At 39.2% G+C, this 18,904-nt stretch carries 11 protein-coding genes and 1 tRNA gene; 4 read left to right on the forward strand and 8 right to left on the reverse strand.

The genetic code is table 11. The annotated features are described in order from the left end of the window. Positions 1-157: 157 nt before the first annotated feature. From AM305_RS09300 to AM305_RS09325, 6 genes are all read right to left on the reverse strand, one after another. Positions 158-775: an HI_0552 family protein gene (locus tag AM305_RS09300; protein WP_005825304.1), complete on the reverse strand. Its 618-nt coding sequence runs from the start codon at positions 773-775 to the stop codon at positions 158-160. Between the two features lie 57 nt (positions 776-832). Continuing rightward, positions 833-1,882: an L-asparaginase 2 gene (gene ansB / locus AM305_RS09305; RefSeq protein ID WP_005825305.1), complete on the reverse strand. Its 1,050-nt coding sequence runs from the start codon at positions 1,880-1,882 to the stop codon at positions 833-835. Between the two features lie 216 nt (positions 1,883-2,098). Beyond that, complete coding sequence (locus AM305_RS09310) at positions 2,099-2,311, reverse strand: hypothetical protein (RefSeq protein WP_005825307.1); 213 nt, start codon at positions 2,309-2,311, stop codon at positions 2,099-2,101. A gap of 159 nt (positions 2,312-2,470) precedes the next feature. After that, a complete protein-coding gene (locus AM305_RS09315) occupies positions 2,471-4,948 on the reverse strand; it encodes a DEAD/DEAH box helicase family protein (RefSeq protein ID WP_005825309.1) in 2,478 nt (825 codons plus the stop codon). Positions 4,949-5,030: 82 nt separating this feature from the next. Next, positions 5,031-8,927: a phosphoribosylformylglycinamidine synthase gene (gene purL, locus AM305_RS09320; protein ID WP_005825311.1), complete on the reverse strand. Its 3,897-nt coding sequence runs from the start codon at positions 8,925-8,927 to the stop codon at positions 5,031-5,033. Positions 8,928-9,080: 153 nt separating this feature from the next. Then, positions 9,081-11,120, reverse strand: a complete 2,040-nt coding sequence (locus AM305_RS09325) for a TonB-dependent receptor domain-containing protein (protein WP_005825314.1) — start codon at positions 11,118-11,120, stop codon at positions 9,081-9,083. A gap of 297 nt (positions 11,121-11,417) precedes the next feature. Between AM305_RS09325 and AM305_RS09330 the strand changes: the two genes are divergently transcribed. Further along, on the forward strand, positions 11,418-12,059 hold the full coding sequence (locus AM305_RS09330) for a YagU family protein (protein ID WP_005825316.1): 642 nt from the start codon (positions 11,418-11,420) through the stop codon (positions 12,057-12,059). A gap of 64 nt (positions 12,060-12,123) precedes the next feature. Here AM305_RS09330 and AM305_RS09335 read toward each other — a convergent pair whose 3' ends face one another. Both AM305_RS09335 and selA read right to left on the reverse strand, forming a co-directional pair. After that, positions 12,124-13,785 (reverse strand): bifunctional metallophosphatase/5'-nucleotidase, encoded by a 1,662-nt coding sequence (locus tag AM305_RS09335; RefSeq protein WP_005825317.1) that lies wholly within the window; start codon positions 13,783-13,785, stop codon positions 12,124-12,126. 9 nt (positions 13,786-13,794) lie between these two features. Continuing rightward, positions 13,795-15,183: an L-seryl-tRNA(Sec) selenium transferase gene (selA, locus tag AM305_RS09340; protein WP_005825319.1), complete on the reverse strand. Its 1,389-nt coding sequence runs from the start codon at positions 15,181-15,183 to the stop codon at positions 13,795-13,797. 80 nt (positions 15,184-15,263) lie between these two features. Between selA and AM305_RS09345 the strand changes: the two genes are divergently transcribed. From AM305_RS09345 to AM305_RS09355, 3 genes are all read left to right on the forward strand, one after another. Continuing rightward, positions 15,264-15,358 (forward strand) — tRNA-Sec (locus tag AM305_RS09345). A gap of 16 nt (positions 15,359-15,374) precedes the next feature. Next, the gene (gene mioC, locus AM305_RS09350) at positions 15,375-15,821 is read left to right on the forward strand and encodes an FMN-binding protein MioC (protein ID WP_035294415.1); all 447 of its coding nucleotides are present in this window, start codon (positions 15,375-15,377) and stop codon (positions 15,819-15,821) included. 196 nt (positions 15,822-16,017) lie between these two features. After that, the coding region (locus AM305_RS09355; protein ID WP_005825322.1) for an ESPR-type extended signal peptide-containing protein at positions 16,018-18,904 on the forward strand (2,887 nt) is incomplete at its 3' end.

Consider the following 18,904-nt stretch of genomic DNA (forward strand, 5'->3'; position numbering starts at 1 on the left):
GAGATAGGCTCGGGGTTTTTGCTTTTTTTATATTCTGTATTAAGGCTGTTTTTGGACTTTCGTGTTTTGGAATCGGACGTACGTGATATCTATCCAAAAGAAAAGAATAAGCGGTAGGATTTGCAAGAAGATATGTAAATCCTACCGCCTTATTGGTCTATAAGTGACAAGCCTCATAAAGCGGTAATAATTCTTGAATTGTTTGACAAATAAATTCAACTACATCTATTTTATCTAATTCTTCTTTCTCTATATTTTTTCCAATACAGAAAAAGTCCTCTTCATTTTCTAAAATAAGAGAATTTAAAGAAATCTCTTTTATTTTAGGGAAATCGGCATATTCACTTTCAGTTCCTCGCCAAATATCAAAATCGCCATATTTTTCCTTATCTAAAAGCGCTAACCATTGATTATATTGGTTGATATTAATTTGCGAGCGATCTGCTCTGTAACAATGCCAATCTAAGCTAACGGATAAACGCCGGCGATTTAAGATCACAGATAAAATAGCCGCTGAATTTTGATGAAATTCATATTTATAATAAGCAAAGAAATGCGCCCGAACTTGCCAACCATTACACCATTTTTCAATATGTGGTTCAGCAAATGGAAAACCTAATTTCTGATAAACATCGAGATTTAACTTTTTCCATATTTCCCAATGTTTTTTATATTCAGATTTAATCTGAGGAATATCTTCAGGGCAATATTTCTTCATTTGGGAAAATTGAAAGAAGGGAATATCAAAGAGTGAGCAGGATTTTGATGTGAGCATAATCATTTCATTGTGTGGATTAAATAAAGGGTGTATTAACACCCCTGATGTGATTTATTAGAACTCTTCAAAGTATTGCTGAATTTTAGCAGGATCTTTTGTTTGTGTTAGAGCAAGTTGTAAAAGTACGCGTGCTTTTTGTGGATTTAATGTATCAGAAGCGCTGAAACCATATTTACTGTCATCAACTTCCGCATCACGAGTAGTATAGCCTGTTGGCACACGAGAAGAGCGGACAACAGCGACACCTTGTTTTGCCGCTTGTTCTAATAATGCTAAATTCGCCGCATTCATATTACCGTTTCCAACGCCTGCCACCACAATTCCTTGATAACCTGCATCAAGTAGTGCTTTAAGTGGTTCTGTTGGCATATTTGAATAAGCATAGATGATCCCAACTTTTGGTAGTTCATTAAGATTATCAACATTGAAAGGCGTATTTATTGTATGCTTACTTTCAGGAGAGCGTTCATAATCGACTTTACTATTATGAATGTAGCCTAACGAACCAAAGTTTGGAGAGGTAAAGGTTTGAACTGCAGTTGTACTCGTTTTGGTCACATCTCTTGCCCCTAGTACTGTGCCATTCATTGCGACTAACACACCACGTCCAGCAGAAGCTTTACTTGTTGCAACAACGACAGCGTTATATAGGTTGAGAGGGCCATCAGCACTTTTTTCTGTTGCAGGGCGCATTGCACCCACCAATACAACAGGTTTCTCACATTTTACCGTCATATCTAAGAAATAAGCTGTTTCTTCCATTGTATCTGTGCCGTGAGTAATCACAAAGCCATCGGTTTCTTTACACTGGCTATTGATTGTCTTGGCTAATTTTAACCAAACATCATCACTCATATCTTGAGAGCCAATTTTAACAACCTGCTTACCTTTAATCTTGGCAAGATTATTCATTTCAGGAACCGCTTCAATTAAAGTCTGAATAGTTAATTGCCCTGCCTTATAAGCGGAATCAACGGAGCTTTTGCCACTACCTGCGATAGTACCACCAGTTGCTAAGATAGTAATATCAGGCAATTCAGAAGCGTAGCCTGTTGAAATACCTAAACCTAACAGAGTTAAAGTAGCTAATTTTCTGAGTTTCATAGAGTACCTCTAGGATAAGTTAATAGGAATGCACTATTATCCTTTCAATAAGGTAGGAGGATAAGAGGCTAAATCTACCGAATTTGATCTAGCTCAGAGGAAGAAATAATTTACAAGAAAAAAGATTTTTTTGACCGCTTGTTGCTATTTTGAAGGCATTTTAGGGAATAGGAGCAAATGTTGCTATTTGCTCCATAGAAATGCTCTTTTGGGGTACTAATTCCCAACGGATAAAAGTAATAAAGGAATCTGACCAACTAAGGCGATTGGAAGGAAAATAATTGAAAGTGGTTCTGTAACAACGGCTTCCAATTCTTTCCCTGAATTTGTTTGACGTGTTTGAGTAATCCAAACATCTTGATTGGCTTTTGCAATGTTGAACGGTTGGCTAAATTTAAGTTTTTGGATTAACTCATTGAGATTACTCATAGAAATAGGTATTTCTAAACTAGTGTGAAGTGTCTGCTTTATATCTTTACTTGACCTTAAATTAAAATAAATGAAGGTTCTCGTACTAGAATAATAATGTATTATACCAAAAAAGTTGCTAATATTTTTAAAAATGAACATTAGCAACAATCTTGTTTACTATTTTGCTAATTTAGGACCTGTTGTGATAGTTGATAATAATTTATCCGTTGTTAGGTTATTAGATTTTAATGAACGTTGAATATCATCCACAGACATATCCAAGCTTATACATGCTGCGTAATTTTCTACATTTCTTTTTAAAGTAGATAGTCCTTCGGAAGTAATTACTCGCATTTTAGGATGAGGAGCTGACTCTACATTATAACAATTTTTTGGATGAATCATTATAGGAGTCGCCGTACAGCTAGAATCATATTGATGCTCAAACCAATGAATGGAACCACTTAGTTGATTAATATCATGTTTAGATATCTGACTTGTTTTTATCGCTCCACTTTTACATTCTATAACCCAATATTCAGAGTTTCCCATAGACCAAAGATTATCAGGTCCTCTTCCAAAATCATTTTCTGGTCTTTGAGATAAAAATCCTAACACCTTCCCTAAATCATCAATAGCTTTTTCAAAAGCTTTAACACAGTCCTCACTAAATAATAAGTCTGATAAAATTCTATTAACCTCTATTACAAAATCATTCTTAGTATTAAAGTTTTTATGTAAATACTCTTTGGCTTGAATAGCTTGTGTTTCGGATATTTTAGCTAATTTAGAATAAGCAATACCATTTATTGGTTTTAACAAACTCATATTTAATTTTAAAGCCGCTAGTTGTAATTCTTGAGCATTACTTTTATCTCTTAAATTCATTATTTCGGCTAATTTTTGTTTTATAAAACCCTTCAGTCGATCTTCGAGGTTTGAATTAACAACTTCTTGTAGTTTAGATATTGCAACATCAATCTGCTGAATATTTATATAATCATATGCTTCTTTTAAGGCTAATCTAAATTGATCTAAATATGGCTCTTTTCTGTCTATACTATTATTAAGAGTTTTCTCTTTACAAGTCTTGATCCACTCACTATTTTGAGTTAGTGAATACTTTAAAGTATCTAAAATGTCCTTTACAGATGCATTTTCTATTTGTTTAGATATTTCATATCCTAAGTCTAATTGAGCCGCTGTTGCGGAAGAAAATATTTTCTTGGCTTGAGGTAAATGTATTTTAGAAATCAATTTAGCACCAAGTAATATAACCGCACAATTATCATCACTAGAACGAATCCCTCTTCCCATTCCCTGTTCTATTCTTTGTATTTGTTTTGCTAGTTGAGGATAGGTACCATCTAATAACGTGTTTTCTTCTCTTTCATGAAGATTATATACATCTGGTAAACCATCAAGAACTAAAAGACGACATGCATCCCCAGGTAAATCAATACCATCATACCTATTAATTAATATTGTTATACCATTAGATATAGCTCCAGATTTAAGTTTTGTCACCCCTTCAGAAATATTATTACTATCTAACACTTGTGTAGCTATATCCCTCCAATAACTAGCTCTATACCTAGATGGCACAATAATAATCACATTATAGCTTTTAGATATTTCCTCTATCATACTTTTTAATTCTTCATCTGATAATAAAGGATTAATCTCTTGAGGGACTAAAATCATTCTATTACCCATATCTCCCCCCCCATTAGGGTGAATCGGCTCTTTTATTGAATCTACATTTGCTCCAAAATGCGTAACTAACAAACTATCATCCGCTAATGTAGCTGTCATATATATACGGCGTTTGGCATTAAAAAAAGAAGGAATTTTATGTATTGGTAAAATTGGTGGTTTAATTTCAATCTCAGTTCCAGAAAATATACACGAACATAGATTGATATGATCTTTTAAAAGAGGATAAGACCACTGTAATTTGTCGCTATCCTTCACAGAATGCAATATTCTTAATACATCAGTATGTTTATCTTGCCATGTCCAATAAGGAACAGTGAGATACGCTAAAGGATCAGCGGCTTCAATATCTAACAGTGTTGCTTCAGATTGTTGAGATAAAGACTCTTTGAATAGAGACAATAATTGTTGATATCCCGAATTTTTTCTATCCAATGAAATAGAAAATTGATTTTCTACTATACCTAAACAGGAATGAGCATCATCTATAACTATAGCTCCGATATCAATCTTTTTATCATCTACACCAAAAACACTTTTGCCATTAAAAATCTTAGAAATGTTAGTTATTAATATTGACTTCCCAGAAAGAAAACTAGTATGATTTTCATCGGTAGTAAACTTAATTCCTAAATCTTTAGCTTCTTGAATAACTTGTTCGGACAAATTATTATCAGGAGTTATGTATATTGCAGGAAATATTCCTTCATTCAGAGAACTTTGTAAACATAATAGTCCAACTACAGTTTTTCCTCCTCCTGTATTCATTTTTATTACTAAATCTTTTTGTTCTCTCTTAGAAAACCAATTACTCAATATATCACCTTGTTCATCATGAGGTCGCTTAAATTTCTCTACTCGCTCAGTTAAAGTCGTGAATAATTTTTGAGGTTCGATTTGAGGAACAATATTACTTCTCAGTGAATTAAAATCTAACATAAATGTACCATTTTTTTTGAGTAAAAAGTTGTTTGAAAAGTACGTATCATATTGCAGATATGTACTACATTACAAATTAATATTACCCCAACACAACTCTCGCATTTCTAAACAATCTCATCCAAGCCCCGTCTTCCGTCCAGTCTTCTGGATACCAAGAGTTGCTCACTGCACGATAAACTCGTTCTGGGTGTGGCATCATAATCGCCACTCGTCCGTCTAGGTTAGAAATAGCGGTAATGCCGTTTACGGAACCGTTCGGGTTGGCTGGGTAAACTTCGGTTGGGTTGCCGTTGTTGTCGATGTATTGGGCGATAACCAAGTTCTGTTTTTGTAAATTTTCAAGCTGATCTGACCGCTTGAATTCCACCTGCCCTTCACCGTGGGAAACAGCAATCGGCATATGCGAGCCAGCCATTCCACTGAACCAAAGTGAGTTGGTTTCATTGATTTTCACTAGTCCCACACGGGCTTCAAAGCGTTCAGATTTATTACGCACGAAGCGTGGCCAGTTTTCTGTACCTGGAATGATTTCTGCCAAGTTTGACACCATTTGACAACCGTTACATACGCCTAATGCAAGGGTGTTCGGGTTGGCGAAGAATTGGCTGAATTGATCGCGTAGCATTGGGTTGAATAGGATCGATTTCGCCCAGCCGCCGCCTGCACCGAGTACGTCGCCGTAAGAGAAACCACCACAAGCAACTAACGCATTGAAATCTTTAAGATTTCTTCTGCCAGCCATTAAGTCGCTCATATGTACATCAATCGCATTGAAGCCTGCACGATCGAAGGCTGCCGCCATTTCGTAGTGACTGTTTACACCCTGTTCACGCAAGATAGCGATGCTTGGTTTTACGCCACGATTGATAAACGGTGCAGCAATATCTTCATTCACATCATAGGTTAAGAATGCAGATAAGCCTTTGTTATTCGGGTCTTTTTTGGTTGCAAATTCTTGGTCGGCACATTCAGGGTTGTCACGCAAGCGTTGCATTTGGTGCGTGAGTTCTGCCCAAATTCCACGCAATTCAGAGCGTTTTTCGCTGAGTAATTTGCGTGTGCCACTGCTGATTTCAAATAGATCGCCTTCCGTTGCCGAGCCAATGTCTTTGGTAATGTGTAACAAGTTGTGAGCTTTCAATACATCACGCACTGCATTTAAATCGCTCTCTTTGATTTGAATAACGGCACCGAGTTCTTCGTTGAATAACACCGCTAAATCGTTATCGCCTAATGCGGTAATGTGAGCCGATACGCCACAGTTGCCTGCAAACGCCATTTCCGCAAGGGTGGTGATTAAACCACCGTCTGAACGGTCGTGGTAAGCGAGTAATTTATCATCAGCAACTAAGGCTTGCATTGCGTTGAAGAAGTTTTTCAAGGTTTCTATATTCACCACATCCGCAGGTTTATCGCCAAGTTGTTTGTAAACCTGTGCTAACGCCGTTGCACCTAAGCGGTTTTTGCCTTCGCCTAAATCGAGTAACAATAAGCGAGTTGCCCCTTTATCGGTGCGAAGTTGTGGAGTAACGGTTTTACGCACATCTTCCACACGTGCGAAAGCTGAAATGACTAAAGAAAGTGGAGCAGTTACCGCTTTTTGCTCGCCGTTCTCTTCCCAAGTAGTACGCATTGACATTGAGTCTTTACCCACTGGAATAGTAATGCCAAGTGTAGGGCAAAGCTCTTCGCCCACTGCTTTCACTGCTTCATATAAGCCTGCATCTTCGCCTGCGTGACCTGCCGCAGACATCCAGTTTGCCGAGAGTTTAATGCGTTTAATATCGCCGATATTGGTTGCAGCAATGTTGGTAATGCTTTCTGCTACTGCTAAGCGAGCAGATGCCCCGAAGTCAAGTAAGGCAACTGGTGCACGTTCGCCCATTGACATTGCTTCGCCGTGATAGCTGTCTAAACTTGCGGTGGTTACGGCACAGTCAGCAACAGGAATTTGCCACGGGCCGACCATCTGATCGCGAGCTACCATTGCGGTGACCGAGCGGTCGCCGATAGTAATTAAGAAGGTTTTTTCTGCGACTACTGGCAAGCGTAACACACGGTGGAAGGCTTCTTTAAGCTGAATGTCTTCCTGTGCAAGCGGTGGGTTTTGCACAGTTTTTGACGAAACCTGACGATGCATTTTCGGCGTTTTGCCGAGTAGCACGTTCATTGGTAAATCAATCGGGTTATTGTCAAAATGATCGTCGTGCAGGGTTAAATGTTTCTCTTCAGTCGCTTCACCGATCACTGCATAAGGCGCACGCTCACGTTGGCAAAGTGCTTCAAATAATGGCAATTTATCCGCCGCAACCGCTAACACATAACGCTCTTGCGACTCGTTACACCAGATTTCAAGCGGTGACATTCCTTTCTCATCACACAAAATTTTGCGTAAATCGAATTTACCGCCACGATCGCCGTCGTGGACTAATTCTGGCATTGCGTTCGATAAACCGCCAGCACCCACATCGTGAATAAATAAAATTGGGTTCTCATCGCCTAACTGCCAGCAACGGTCGATCACTTCTTGGCAACGGCGTTCCATCTCTGGGTTTTCACGTTGAACAGAAGCAAAATCTAAATCTTCTTTGGATTTGCCTGACGCCATTGACGAAGCCGCACCACCGCCTAAACCGATATTCATTGCAGGGCCGCCAAGTACAATTAATTTCGCCCCAACAGGAATTTCACCTTTTTGAACGTGTTCGGCACGAATATTACCGATACCGCCTGCGAGCATAATCGGCTTGTGATAACCACGAACTTCTTCGCCACCAAAACTGGTTACTTTTTCTTCATAGGTACGGAAATAGCCAAGTAATGCAGGGCGACCAAATTCATTGTTAAACGCTGCTCCACCAAGTGGACCTTCAATCATAATGTCTAACGCAGAAGCGATACGGTTCGGCTTAGAAAGCGGATTTTCCCACGGCTGTTCAAAGTTTGGGATCACCAAGTTAGATACAGAGAAACCGGTTAAACCTGCTTTGGGTTTTGCACCACGGCCAGTCGCTCCTTCATCACGGATTTCGCCACCTGAACCTGTCGCTGCCCCTGGGAATGGTGAAATGGCTGTTGGGTGGTTGTGGGTTTCTACTTTCATTAAAATATGCGCATCTTCTTGATGATAGCGATATTGCCCGTCTTGATCAGGGAACCAACGACCAACTTTGGAACCTTCCATTACCGCCGCATTATCTTTATAGGCAGAAAGCACATAATCTGGCGTTTTCTCGAAGGTGTTTTTGATCATTTTGAACAGCGATTTCTCTTGTTTTTCGCCATCAATCGTCCAGTCTGCGTTGAAAATTTTATGGCGACAATGCTCTGAGTTCGCCTGTGCGAACATATAAAGTTCAATGTCGTGCGGATTGCGGTTTAACGCCGTGAAATTTTCCACCAAATAATCAATTTCATCTTCTGCCAACGCCAAACCTAATTCCACGTTTGCCACTTCTAAGGCTTTACGACCGCCGTTTAAAATATCCACAGTCGTAAACGGTTTCGGTTCGTGCTGGGCAAACAGTTGGCTCGCTTGGTTTTCATCGGTTAAAACGGTTTCTAACATACGGTCGTGCAACAAGCCTTTTAGGGTTGCCAGCTCTGCTTCATTTAACGCTTGTTCAAACTCGAAATAGTAAGCCAAACCACGCTCAATGCGGTTTACCGCTGATAAGCCACAGTTATGGGCAATATCTGTTGCTTTTGACGACCACGAAGAGATCGTGCCAACGCGTGGGGTAACAATCAAACAAAAGCCCGTTGGCTCGTGTTCCGCAAGGGTTGGACCATAATGCAACAGCTCTTGAATTTTTTGTGTTTCATCATTTTCAAGCGGTCGATTTAACTCAACAAAATGCAAATACTCAGCATAGACCGATTTGATAGGTAGTTGATTTTGCTCGAACTTTTGTTGAAGTTGGTTTAAACGAAAGTCAGATAAGGCAGGTGAGCCACGAAAGGTTTGTACAGTCATTGGGCAGTTCCGTTAATGATAGAAAACAAAATTAAAGGCATTATAACGGATTACGCAAACGTTTGCTATAAGTAAACAGACGATTAAAAAGGATAAAAATAACGCCCGATAAATCGAGCGTTATTGATAAGGGTGAACATTAAATTGAAAAAATTAGAAGGTGTAGTTTGCACCTAAACGGAACTCACGACCACGAGCTGGTAAATCACCACGCTGACCGTGCGGTTTATAGAGTTTGTTAGTAATGTTATCAATTGCAAAATTCACATTCATTCTATCGTTATTGAACGGTTTCCAGTTTACGGTGATATCGGTTACGTTATAGCCGTCTTTTTGTGTAGCTCCGCCACGACCAACCTTCGGGATACCATTATCATTTTTCACGAAGAAGTTATCAGATGCTTTAACTTTTTCAACAATACGATGGTGTACGCCAATTTCCACATTAGGCTGTGCAAAACGGTAGCTTAGAGAAGCCGTCCAAGTACGGCCAATCGCAGAAGCATATTCAGGATTATTACTTAAGTTACTACCATAAAAACGTGGTTTGCTATGTGCAACGCCTACTCGAGCGGTAAAGCCGTTGTTGTGGTAGCCAGCATTTAGCTCGTAACCACGGTTTTTGATTTTACCTGCATTTACAATAAGCTGTGCAGTATTACCGTGGTTATCACGACCATTAGTTGTACCTAATGCATCTTTAATGTGTTGCCAGAAATAGCTACCATCAAAGCTGAATGTACCATTATCATAGTTGAAACCGATTTCTGTATTGCGGGCTTGTTCTGCCTTAGTATTGCTACCAATGGAGACTACACCACGATTACCGTGAGCCATTAATGCATCGTGCATACGTGGACTACGAGTTGCATAGTTATGGCTTGCACTTAGGCTTAAGTATTGGGTTGGTTCATAAATAATTCCTACACTTGGGTTGATTGCACCATCGCTACGTTTTTTTCCGTCCATTGCTTTAAAATTAAAGTGGTCATAACGAACACCTGTGGTTAAAACAATTTTTTCTACAGGGGTAGTAATAGCTTCAACATATAAGCCTGTATCTGTTTTTTCTTGGTTAACAAGTTTTGTATTGAATTTTGTATGTGGTTTCGCTTCTTGATGGCGATAATTTACACCATATTTTAACAATACATTTTCGTGTAATGCAGAATCAAAGTTAACATTTGCACCTGTTGTTACAACTTTAATTTTGGTTGAACCTTGATTTTTATTACCGCCCGCATAACCATTACCTGAGTCGTTAGCAGACCAACGACCTTGCACTAAACGATACACATTAGCTGTCGCTTCTTGAACAAAGCCTAAATTTTTACCTGTCCATTCTAAGTTAGTATTGGTTACAGACATTTTACGATCAGCTGGTGCTTGGCGTGGACCAAACATACCAAATTCTTCACGAACAGTACGAACACCTTCGTGCTGTTCATTTAAGTGACTTAATACGAAACGATGATCGCCTAAAGTTGCACCAATTTTCGCTAAGTAGCTGATTTTGTCTAAAGCACTATTTAAAACACGTTTGGTTTTATTTACTTCATCGTAATAATCTTTGCCACCCTCATAATCGCTTTCTTTGACACGATTAGCTGAAACTAACACATCAAAAATTTCGCCTTTACCAAATACAGCTGCATTGTAGTTATGTGCGTGATTTGTACTTACGCCAGCCCCTACTTTTGCACCGAAGTTTTTATCACTATCTTTTAACAGTTCTAGGGCGTCAATCGTTTTAGCCACAATCGCACCGTTAGTTTGACCGATACCTGCAGAAGCACTACCAGCCCCTTTTTGTACAGAAACAATTTTTACTAATGCTGGATCAAGCATATGGCGACCTTGGTGATAGTGGATTTGGCTATCTGAATAGGCATTATCAATTTTCACATCGACCGAATTTTGCCCCATACCACGAAGATATAAGTATTGAGAAGTTCCGTTACCCCCACCGATACTAATTGCAGGCTCATCTTTAAGTAAACCACGTAAATCAGTTTCGACACTTTCGTCTTTTTTCTGTGTCGTCACAACATTACTTCTTACTTTTAATCCTTGATTATCAGTAACATTGATTGTATCTAGAGCCATCGTATCCTTATTTTCTGCCAATGCAGAACCTGCATACAATGCACCTAACACCATAGCTGATACAGGGAGTAATTTAAATTTTTTCATATGTTTTTCTTCCTTAGATAAATACTTCTTGCGCACCTCATGCTATTGAAAACAATTATCAACAACAATCAACTAGAAATATTTACACACAAAGGAGATATTGTCAATCATTCTCATTATTATTTTTTTATTGTAAGATTTCTGTAAAATCTCACCGCTTGCTATTTATTCTGTTTGATTTACATCAATTAAATGAGTCATTTTCCACTCAAAGACTATAAAATTTTTGTAGAATAGAATTGTTTTGATAATTATTTCAGGCATTAAAATAAATTGCTTTTTATTCGGAGAACAATTATGAGTCTATTTCAACAAACAGAACCATCACGCCGTCGTTTCGGTGTTGCCGTGTTTGTCGGTATTATTGCGGGTATTATCTCAGCATTCGTAAAATGGGGTGCAGAGCATCCGTTCCCACCACGTAGCCCAATTGATTTATTTACAGCTGCGTGTCCACAACCTGTATTAGATGCATTAAATTCAGGTGCATTAGCAATGAATGGTGCATTAGAACAATGTTCACGTGCAGTGTTAAACCCTCCGGCAGTATTCTTACGTGATTACATCGGTATTGACCCATATAACACAGTAGCATTCACTTTTGCAGATCACCCATTTAACTCAATCGGTGTAACACACATGATTTTCTCATTAGTGTTCGCAATTGGTTACTGTATCGTTGCTGAAATCTTCCCAAAAATTAAATTCTGGCAAGGTATCGGTGCAGGTATCATCGCAAATATCTGTGTTCACTACATCACATTCCCAGCGTTAGGTTTAACACCACCGGTTGCAGAATGGCCATTATATGAACACATTTCTGAATTAGTAGGACATATCTTCTGGTTCTGGAGCATTGAGGTAATTCGCCGTGATTTACGTAACCGTATCACAGGTTTACCGGATGTTGATGAAGCAACACGTTACCCAAATGCATAATGTTGCTATGAATTGATGAAAAAGCCGTAATGTAAATTGCGGCTTTTTCTTTGGGTAGGAGACCTTACAGACCTATAATTTTCCAACGGTTATGTGATAATCCTTCAATCTTACCTTTTTTCACATTGGTAATGTAATCTACCATCATATTTTGAATGGTACCGTTTTCTGAGCCCATAGCGACTTTAGATTCCCATAAGGTTGGAATAGTTTGTCCTGCCCAAATCCCCCCTTTCTTGGTAAGTTGTCCAAAGCGATAGGAGTTCATACCAAGTTTGATTTTAGTTTCATCGGTAATAGGACGACCATCGGCAAGGGTTAAATCGACAATTTTTTCACCGTTTGGTTTACGTAAATCAATGTTGTATTTCACGCCGCCGAAAATATCAAAAGTCACATATTTTGATTTTTTACGTTCCGCATTATAGCGATACTCTTTATCCCCTTCTTGAATAGTATCGAAATAGTCCGCGGCCCAATTCATATACTGTTTAAGTTGTTTTCCGGTGACTTCATAAACAGAAACATCACCTCCTGCATAGCGGTAGTTATAAATGATATCTTTTTTCTTAATATCGCCTTTATCTAAACGCACCGTTTCATAATCGAACGCAAAGGCAGTAACATCTGCGTGGCTATAATGTTGCATAACATCAGTAATGAAAGAAGACATCCCTGTATCTTGAGAGAAAGCAATAGAGACACCGTGATTTTTGCCTTGAGGGATCATCTCATTTGCTGTTTCGCCAATTTTTACGTTATTTAAACGGCGTAGTTCATCGTGATAAGGTTGATAAATTTTCACGATGTTTGGATCGGCATCTAACTTATTAACCGGCACGGTTTTGGCTGTTTTTGATAACAGTTTTACTTTACCTTGTGGATCCACATCAAAGGTCATATCCACTTCAGAAACAACGGTTCCGTAGCGATGTGGTTCGGTTACCACTGTATTTTTAATCGTTTCAGATGACACATTTTTATGCATGTGCCCCGCGATAATGACATCAATGCCATCTACGTTTTGAATTAAATCTGCCACGCCTGTATCGGCAACATTATTTTCATTTTCAATCCCCATATGGGCTAATACCACGATCGCATCAACATTTTGTGCTTTTAGGGCAGCGATCTGTTTTTTCGCTTCTTCACTTGGCGAAGAGAAGGTCATTTTATCTAAATGTCCGGTATCTTTCTCAAAGATTGCAGACATCGGGGTGGTTAAGCCGATAATTCCTAGTTTTACCCCTTCTTTTTCTATGATCATGGTTGGTTCAACATAGCGCTTACCGTTTTCTTTATGGTAAAAATTCGCGGTTAATGTTTTTGCTTGAATATCTTTGAGGATTTCATTTAACGCTGTCATTCCAAAATTAAATTCGTGGTTACCTAAAATAAAAATATCGTAGCCCATCGCATTTAAGACTTTCGGCACAGGATTGTCTTTGTAGTATTTTTCACTTTTCGCGAACACTTCTACTTGGTTGTCTTGAATGGCATCACCAATATCAACCAAAATCACATTTTTAGCATTCTTACGCACTTCATTTACGTAAGTTGCAATTTGTGCATACGAACCGGATTTGTCCTCAACATCTGCACCATAAGACCAAGGGACAATTCGCCCGTGTACGTCTGAAGTTCCTAAAAATTTGATGTTTACCTCTTTAGCTACAGCAACACTGACAGCAGAAAGGGCAAATAAGGTGGTAAGTAGTTTTTTCATAAAGTCTCCTTAAGGATTAAGTGAAAGCATTTCAATGAGTTGGTCGAATTGCGCCACAGAACGCAAATCTAACCAGAATTTTTGTTCGGAAAAACGCCCGATAATTGGGCAAGGGAGCGATTTAAATTTTTTCTCTAATGCAAGCAAATCGCTCTGTTTTTCGCTTGTAATGGTTAATGCCAGAGAAGGTAATCGCTCCGTTGGTAACGCACCACTGCCAATTTGTGCTTGGCTTGCCTCAATTTGCAAAATATAACGAGAATCTAACCGCTTGCTTAATGTATTTCTCAAACGTTCAGCCTTTTCTTGCAAACTATCCAAAGATTGGGTTAATAAATGTAGCGTTGGCAAATCTTGGCATAGATGTTCAGGGAACAAATAGTGGCGAAGCGTTGCCTCTAATGCTGATAAAATGACTTTATCACAGCGTAACACACGTTTGAGCGGATGGGATTGAAGTTGATCAATAAAGGCTTTTTTTCCGACAATAATGCCGGCTTGTGGACCACCTAAGAGTTTATCGCAAGAAAACGAAACTAAATCAACACCGGCTGCGACCTTTTGTTGTACCATCGGCTCAGCAGGGAGATTGAGCAACTTCATATCGGTCAGAGAGCCACTGCCTAAATCACTGATTACCGGCAACTGAAACGCTTGGCCAAGTTCAACCAACTCTTCTTCGCTTACACTGGCGGTAAAGCCTTGAATTTGATAATTGCTGGTATGAACTTTCATTAAGAATGCAGTATTTTCATTGATTGCGTTGTGATAATCTTTTAAATGAGTGCGGTTAGTTGTGCCGACTTCAACCAATTTACAGCCTGCTTGTGCCATAATATCCGGAATACGGAAGGCGCCGCCGATTTCCACTAATTCGCCTCGAGAAACAATCACTTCTTTATCTTTCGCAAAAGTCGCAAGCATTAAAAGCACGGCTGCAGCATTATTATTGACGATACAAGCAGCTTCTGCGCCTGTTAATTGCTGAAGTAATTGGGAAATATAAAGATCTCGATGAGATCGTTTACCGGCATCAATATCAAATTCTAAAGCGACATTATTTCGCATCGCATTGGTTGCAGCTTCAACGGCTTTTTCAGACCATAAGCCCCGCCCCAAATTAGTATGCAAGACCGTACCGGTCATATTAAACACTGTGCGCAGTTCAACTTTTTGTGATTGGGTAAGTTGATGTTCAAGTTGCGTAAATAAGGCGGTTTCGTCCGCTAAAAAAGAAGGAAGAGTTTGGGTTTGTTGAATGGTGGTTCGAGCTTGTTCAAGTAAAAGACGGAGTGTTTTAACAACCGCAGAATATCCAAATTTTTCAATAAATTCGACCGCTTGCGGCTGTTTTAGTAAGCGATCTAACGATGGAATTTGGCGAAAAAGCATTTGCATAAATGTTACACCCTAAAAAAGTGTCAGAAATTTTGGACAATTTTAATAAATAAAGTAGAATATAGCTACATTTTCAAATTGGAAGGGCGTCATCTCCGGTGAGGTGGCAGGACTTCAAATCCTGTTGAGGACGCCAGCGTTCTCGGGTGGGTTCGACTCCCATGCCCTTCCGCCATTCATATTTCAATTCTATGACCAAATCAATTTGTATTATTACCGGAAGTACCTTAGGTGGTGCTGAGTATGTTGCTGATCATCTTGAGAGCTGCTTAACTAATCAAGGTTTTGATGTTGCCTTATTTAATCATGCGACATTAAACGACATTCAATCACAAGAAATTTTATTGGTAGTGACCTCAACGCATGGCGCAGGGGAGTTGCCTGATAACATTAAGCCGCTGTTTGATGAGCTTGAGCAAAGTGATTTAAATTTAAGCCAAATGCAATTCGGCGTTGTTGGATTAGGTAGCCGTGATTATGACACTTTCTGCAATGCAGTAAATATTGTTGAGAATGCGCTTAAAGCTAAAGGTGCTCAGCAAGTTTGTGAGTCTGAACGTATTGATGTTTCAAGCAATTTTGAGCATGACGAGACGGCTGAAAAATGGCTTAGCTTGTTTTTATGTCACTTAAAATAGTTATTCCCTATTTATTAACTATTAAAAGGCCTATAAAAATAGGTCTTTTTCTTTATTTGATATTTAATTTACGTAATATTATAAATTTACATTTATTTAATAATTCAGCAACTTATTTACTATCAATGTACTATAATTATTATATTTGATTAAAAACAAAACAATGTAATTTATTTTATATAGGAAGAGAAATTTAATGAATCAAATTTTTAGAGTAATTTGGAACCATTCAACTCAAACATGGATGGCGGTATCAGAACTTGCTAAAGGAAAGGTTAAGTCTTCTTCAGTGGGCAATACAGATAAATTGAGCATTTCATTTAAAATCTCATCATTAAGCATTGCCATTACAGTTGGTTTGGGTGTATTTACTAGCAATGCTTTTGCTGCGATTGCTGAAGGGACTATAAATGGTAAAGCAACTGATACAGCCAGCCTAGGAAAATATGGTACGCCAAATAACCTTCAAGGTTCAAATGGGGATACTGATAACTATTCTAAAGGTCTTGGTGGAATTGCGATTGGACAAAATTCAGTCTCTACCTATCAAGGAGGGGTTGCTGTCGGGGAGAGAAGTACAGCAACCAATGTGGCTGTTGCACTGGGCTCTGCAGCAACTGCAAACGGCTCATCAGCAATTGCACTTGGTACAGCCACTTTAGCTTCAGGCGCTAACTCACTAGCAATTATGCGCCAAGCGGGGGCAACAGGAAACTACTCTATGGCAATTGGTACAGCTGCTTCTGTATCAAGTGAAGCTGGTATTGGTATTGGTAAATCAGTATTAACAACTGGTACACGTGCGATTGCTATTGGTTCGGCAACAGATTCATCATCTAACAGCTATAATGCAGCTACCAATACTCAAGCTACAGGTACAGATAGTATTGCCTTTGGTACAAAAGCCAGAGCCACGAATACAACTGCGACTGCTATTGGCTCAAATACAACAGCAAGTGGAGTTAGTTCAAATTCAATCGGTGTAAACTCAACAGCAAGCGCAGTCAATGCAACTGCAATTGGTGTAGATTCTGTTGCTAAAGGTGCAAATAGTACTGCAATTGGTACCATTGCAAATGCCTCTGCTGCCAATACAGTAGCAATCGGTACAAATACCATAGCCTTTGGTACATCTGCCGTTGCAGTCGGCGAAAATGCTACAGCGCAAGGTAATTACGGTATTGCAACAGGTGCAAATGCAACAGCCAGTGCTGCTCATTCTATTGCAACTGGGTTTAATGCAACGGCAAGTGGCGTAAACACTTTTGCTGTTGGTGAAAATTCAACCGCAAGCGGTCCAAATACGGTAGCAATTGGTAAATTATCTGTTGCCAATGCAACCAATGCAACAGCTATTGGTTTACAAACTAATGCAACGGGAGAATCTGCTATTGCGATTGGTAAAGCGGTCAATGCAACAGCATTAAATACCATTGCGATGGGTAACGATACCGATGCATTAGCTGAAAACGCAATGGCATTCGGTGCCTATGCAAATGCAAGTGCGGTAAACTCAATTGCGATTGGTCGAACGGCAGTTGCCACTGCAGCCAATGCAACAGCTATTGGCAGACAGTCCACTGCTGCACTAGAGGGAAGCTTAGCTCTAGGTAATGGTTCTACAACTGGTACATCAGTTCCTGCCACAACGCTAAATTATGAATTCTCAAACGACTCAGGCACAAAGGTTGCACCTAATACTCAAAAAGCAGCAAACTCTGTTGTTTCTGTTGGCACAAGTTCATATCAACGCAAAATTATTAATGTAGCAGCAGGAGCCGTAAATGCGACATCTACCGAAGCCATTAATGGCAGCCAACTTTATGATGTAGTAACGAAAGTTGGTTTTAATATTCAAGAAAATGGTACAACTAAATCACGTATTAACAATAATAATTTAGTTAATTTTGCTAGCGGCACTTATACCACCGCAAGCGTGACGGATGGAGCGAATAGTTCAAAAGTTGTCTTTAATGTAGTAAATCAAGCTATTACGACAACCAAGGGCGTTGCTGCTGCGACAGGTACAGCAGGTTTAGCAACTGCTGCTGATGTAGTAAATGCAGTTAATAATACAGGTTTTAATTTACAAGCGAATGATGCAAGCAGTTCATTTGTTAAATCTGGCGATACTGTAAACTTCAAACAGGGCGATAATATCCTTGTCACAAAATCAGGTAATAATATTACTGTTGCCACATCAATGACTCCAACCTTTACTATGCTTACCACAACAGGGGATGCAACGATTGGTGGTAATCTTGATATGACGAATGGCAAAATCACTAATCTTGCCGACGGTACAAATCCAAATGATGCGGTAAATTTGTCGCAGTTAAAAGCTAATACCACTAAAGTGGTTGAGGGTAAAAATACAACAGTTACTAATACCACAGGTGCAGATGGTACAACTTATACCATTAATGCAGACGATACTAGCGCAAGCGTTTCAACAGATAGTAGCTTATTGACCGTTACACCAAATGGCTCAAAAACAGTCGGAAATGCAACAGTAACCGATTATAAAGTGAGCCTAACTCAAGGAACATTGGCAACAAATGATGGCGTTGTTTCACCAGCAACTAATGGTGTGGCTACAACGCAAGATGTGGCAGATGCAATTGGTAAAGGTTATTGGAAAGTCGGTAATAATGCTGGCACTGAAACCGCACAAATTAAATTTGGTGATCAAGTTAATTTCGTGAATGGCAAAGGCACAGTATCCAATGTATCCAATGTAAAGGGAGCGAATGTTAGCTTTGATGTTAATGTAGATGGTAAAACGATCAATGTAGGTAGTGACGGCAAACTTACTGTTAATGCAAGTGCATTACCTAAAGGGGTATCTGTTGAAGCAGGTAAAAATACTACAGTAACATCAAAAGCGGGAACTAATGGTGAAACTATTTATACTGTAGATGCTGAAAAAACCACTGCAAGTGCAGGGTCAACAGCAGTTACGGTCACGCCTAGAACAAAGGATGTAAATGGTGTAACGGATTATGCGGTAGATTTAAGCCAAGCAACTAAAGGGCAATTAGCAAAAGCAGATACAGCAATTCAAACCTTTACGACAAGTGTGA

Origin of the sequence: Actinobacillus minor NM305, from assembly GCF_000175195.1 — a bacterium.
Classification (GTDB): Bacteria; Pseudomonadota; Gammaproteobacteria; order Enterobacterales; family Pasteurellaceae; genus Haemophilus_A; species Haemophilus_A minor.

What these genes read in the sequence shown, in the direction of transcription:
- AM305_RS09335 (WP_005825317.1), bottom strand. Translation starts at nt 13,785, where the DNA reads ATGAAAAAACTACTTACCACCTTATTTGCCCTTTCTGCTGTCAGTGTT.
- selA (WP_005825319.1), bottom strand. Translation starts at nt 15,183, where the DNA reads ATGCAAATGCTTTTTCGCCAAATTCCATCGTTAGATCGCTTACTAAAA.
- AM305_RS09330 (WP_005825316.1), top strand. Translation starts at nt 11,418, where the DNA reads ATGAGTCTATTTCAACAAACAGAACCATCACGCCGTCGTTTCGGTGTT.
- mioC (WP_035294415.1), top strand. Translation starts at nt 15,375, where the DNA reads ATGACCAAATCAATTTGTATTATTACCGGAAGTACCTTAGGTGGTGCT.
- AM305_RS09325 (WP_005825314.1), bottom strand. Translation starts at nt 11,120, where the DNA reads ATGAAAAAATTTAAATTACTCCCTGTATCAGCTATGGTGTTAGGTGCA.
- AM305_RS09315 (WP_005825309.1), bottom strand. Translation starts at nt 4,948, where the DNA reads ATGTTAGATTTTAATTCACTGAGAAGTAATATTGTTCCTCAAATCGAA.
- AM305_RS09300 (WP_005825304.1), bottom strand. Translation starts at nt 775, where the DNA reads ATGCTCACATCAAAATCCTGCTCACTCTTTGATATTCCCTTCTTTCAA.
- purL (WP_005825311.1), bottom strand. Translation starts at nt 8,927, where the DNA reads ATGACTGTACAAACCTTTCGTGGCTCACCTGCCTTATCTGACTTTCGT.
- AM305_RS09310 (WP_005825307.1), bottom strand. Translation starts at nt 2,311, where the DNA reads ATGAGTAATCTCAATGAGTTAATCCAAAAACTTAAATTTAGCCAACCG.
- ansB (WP_005825305.1), bottom strand. Translation starts at nt 1,882, where the DNA reads ATGAAACTCAGAAAATTAGCTACTTTAACTCTGTTAGGTTTAGGTATT.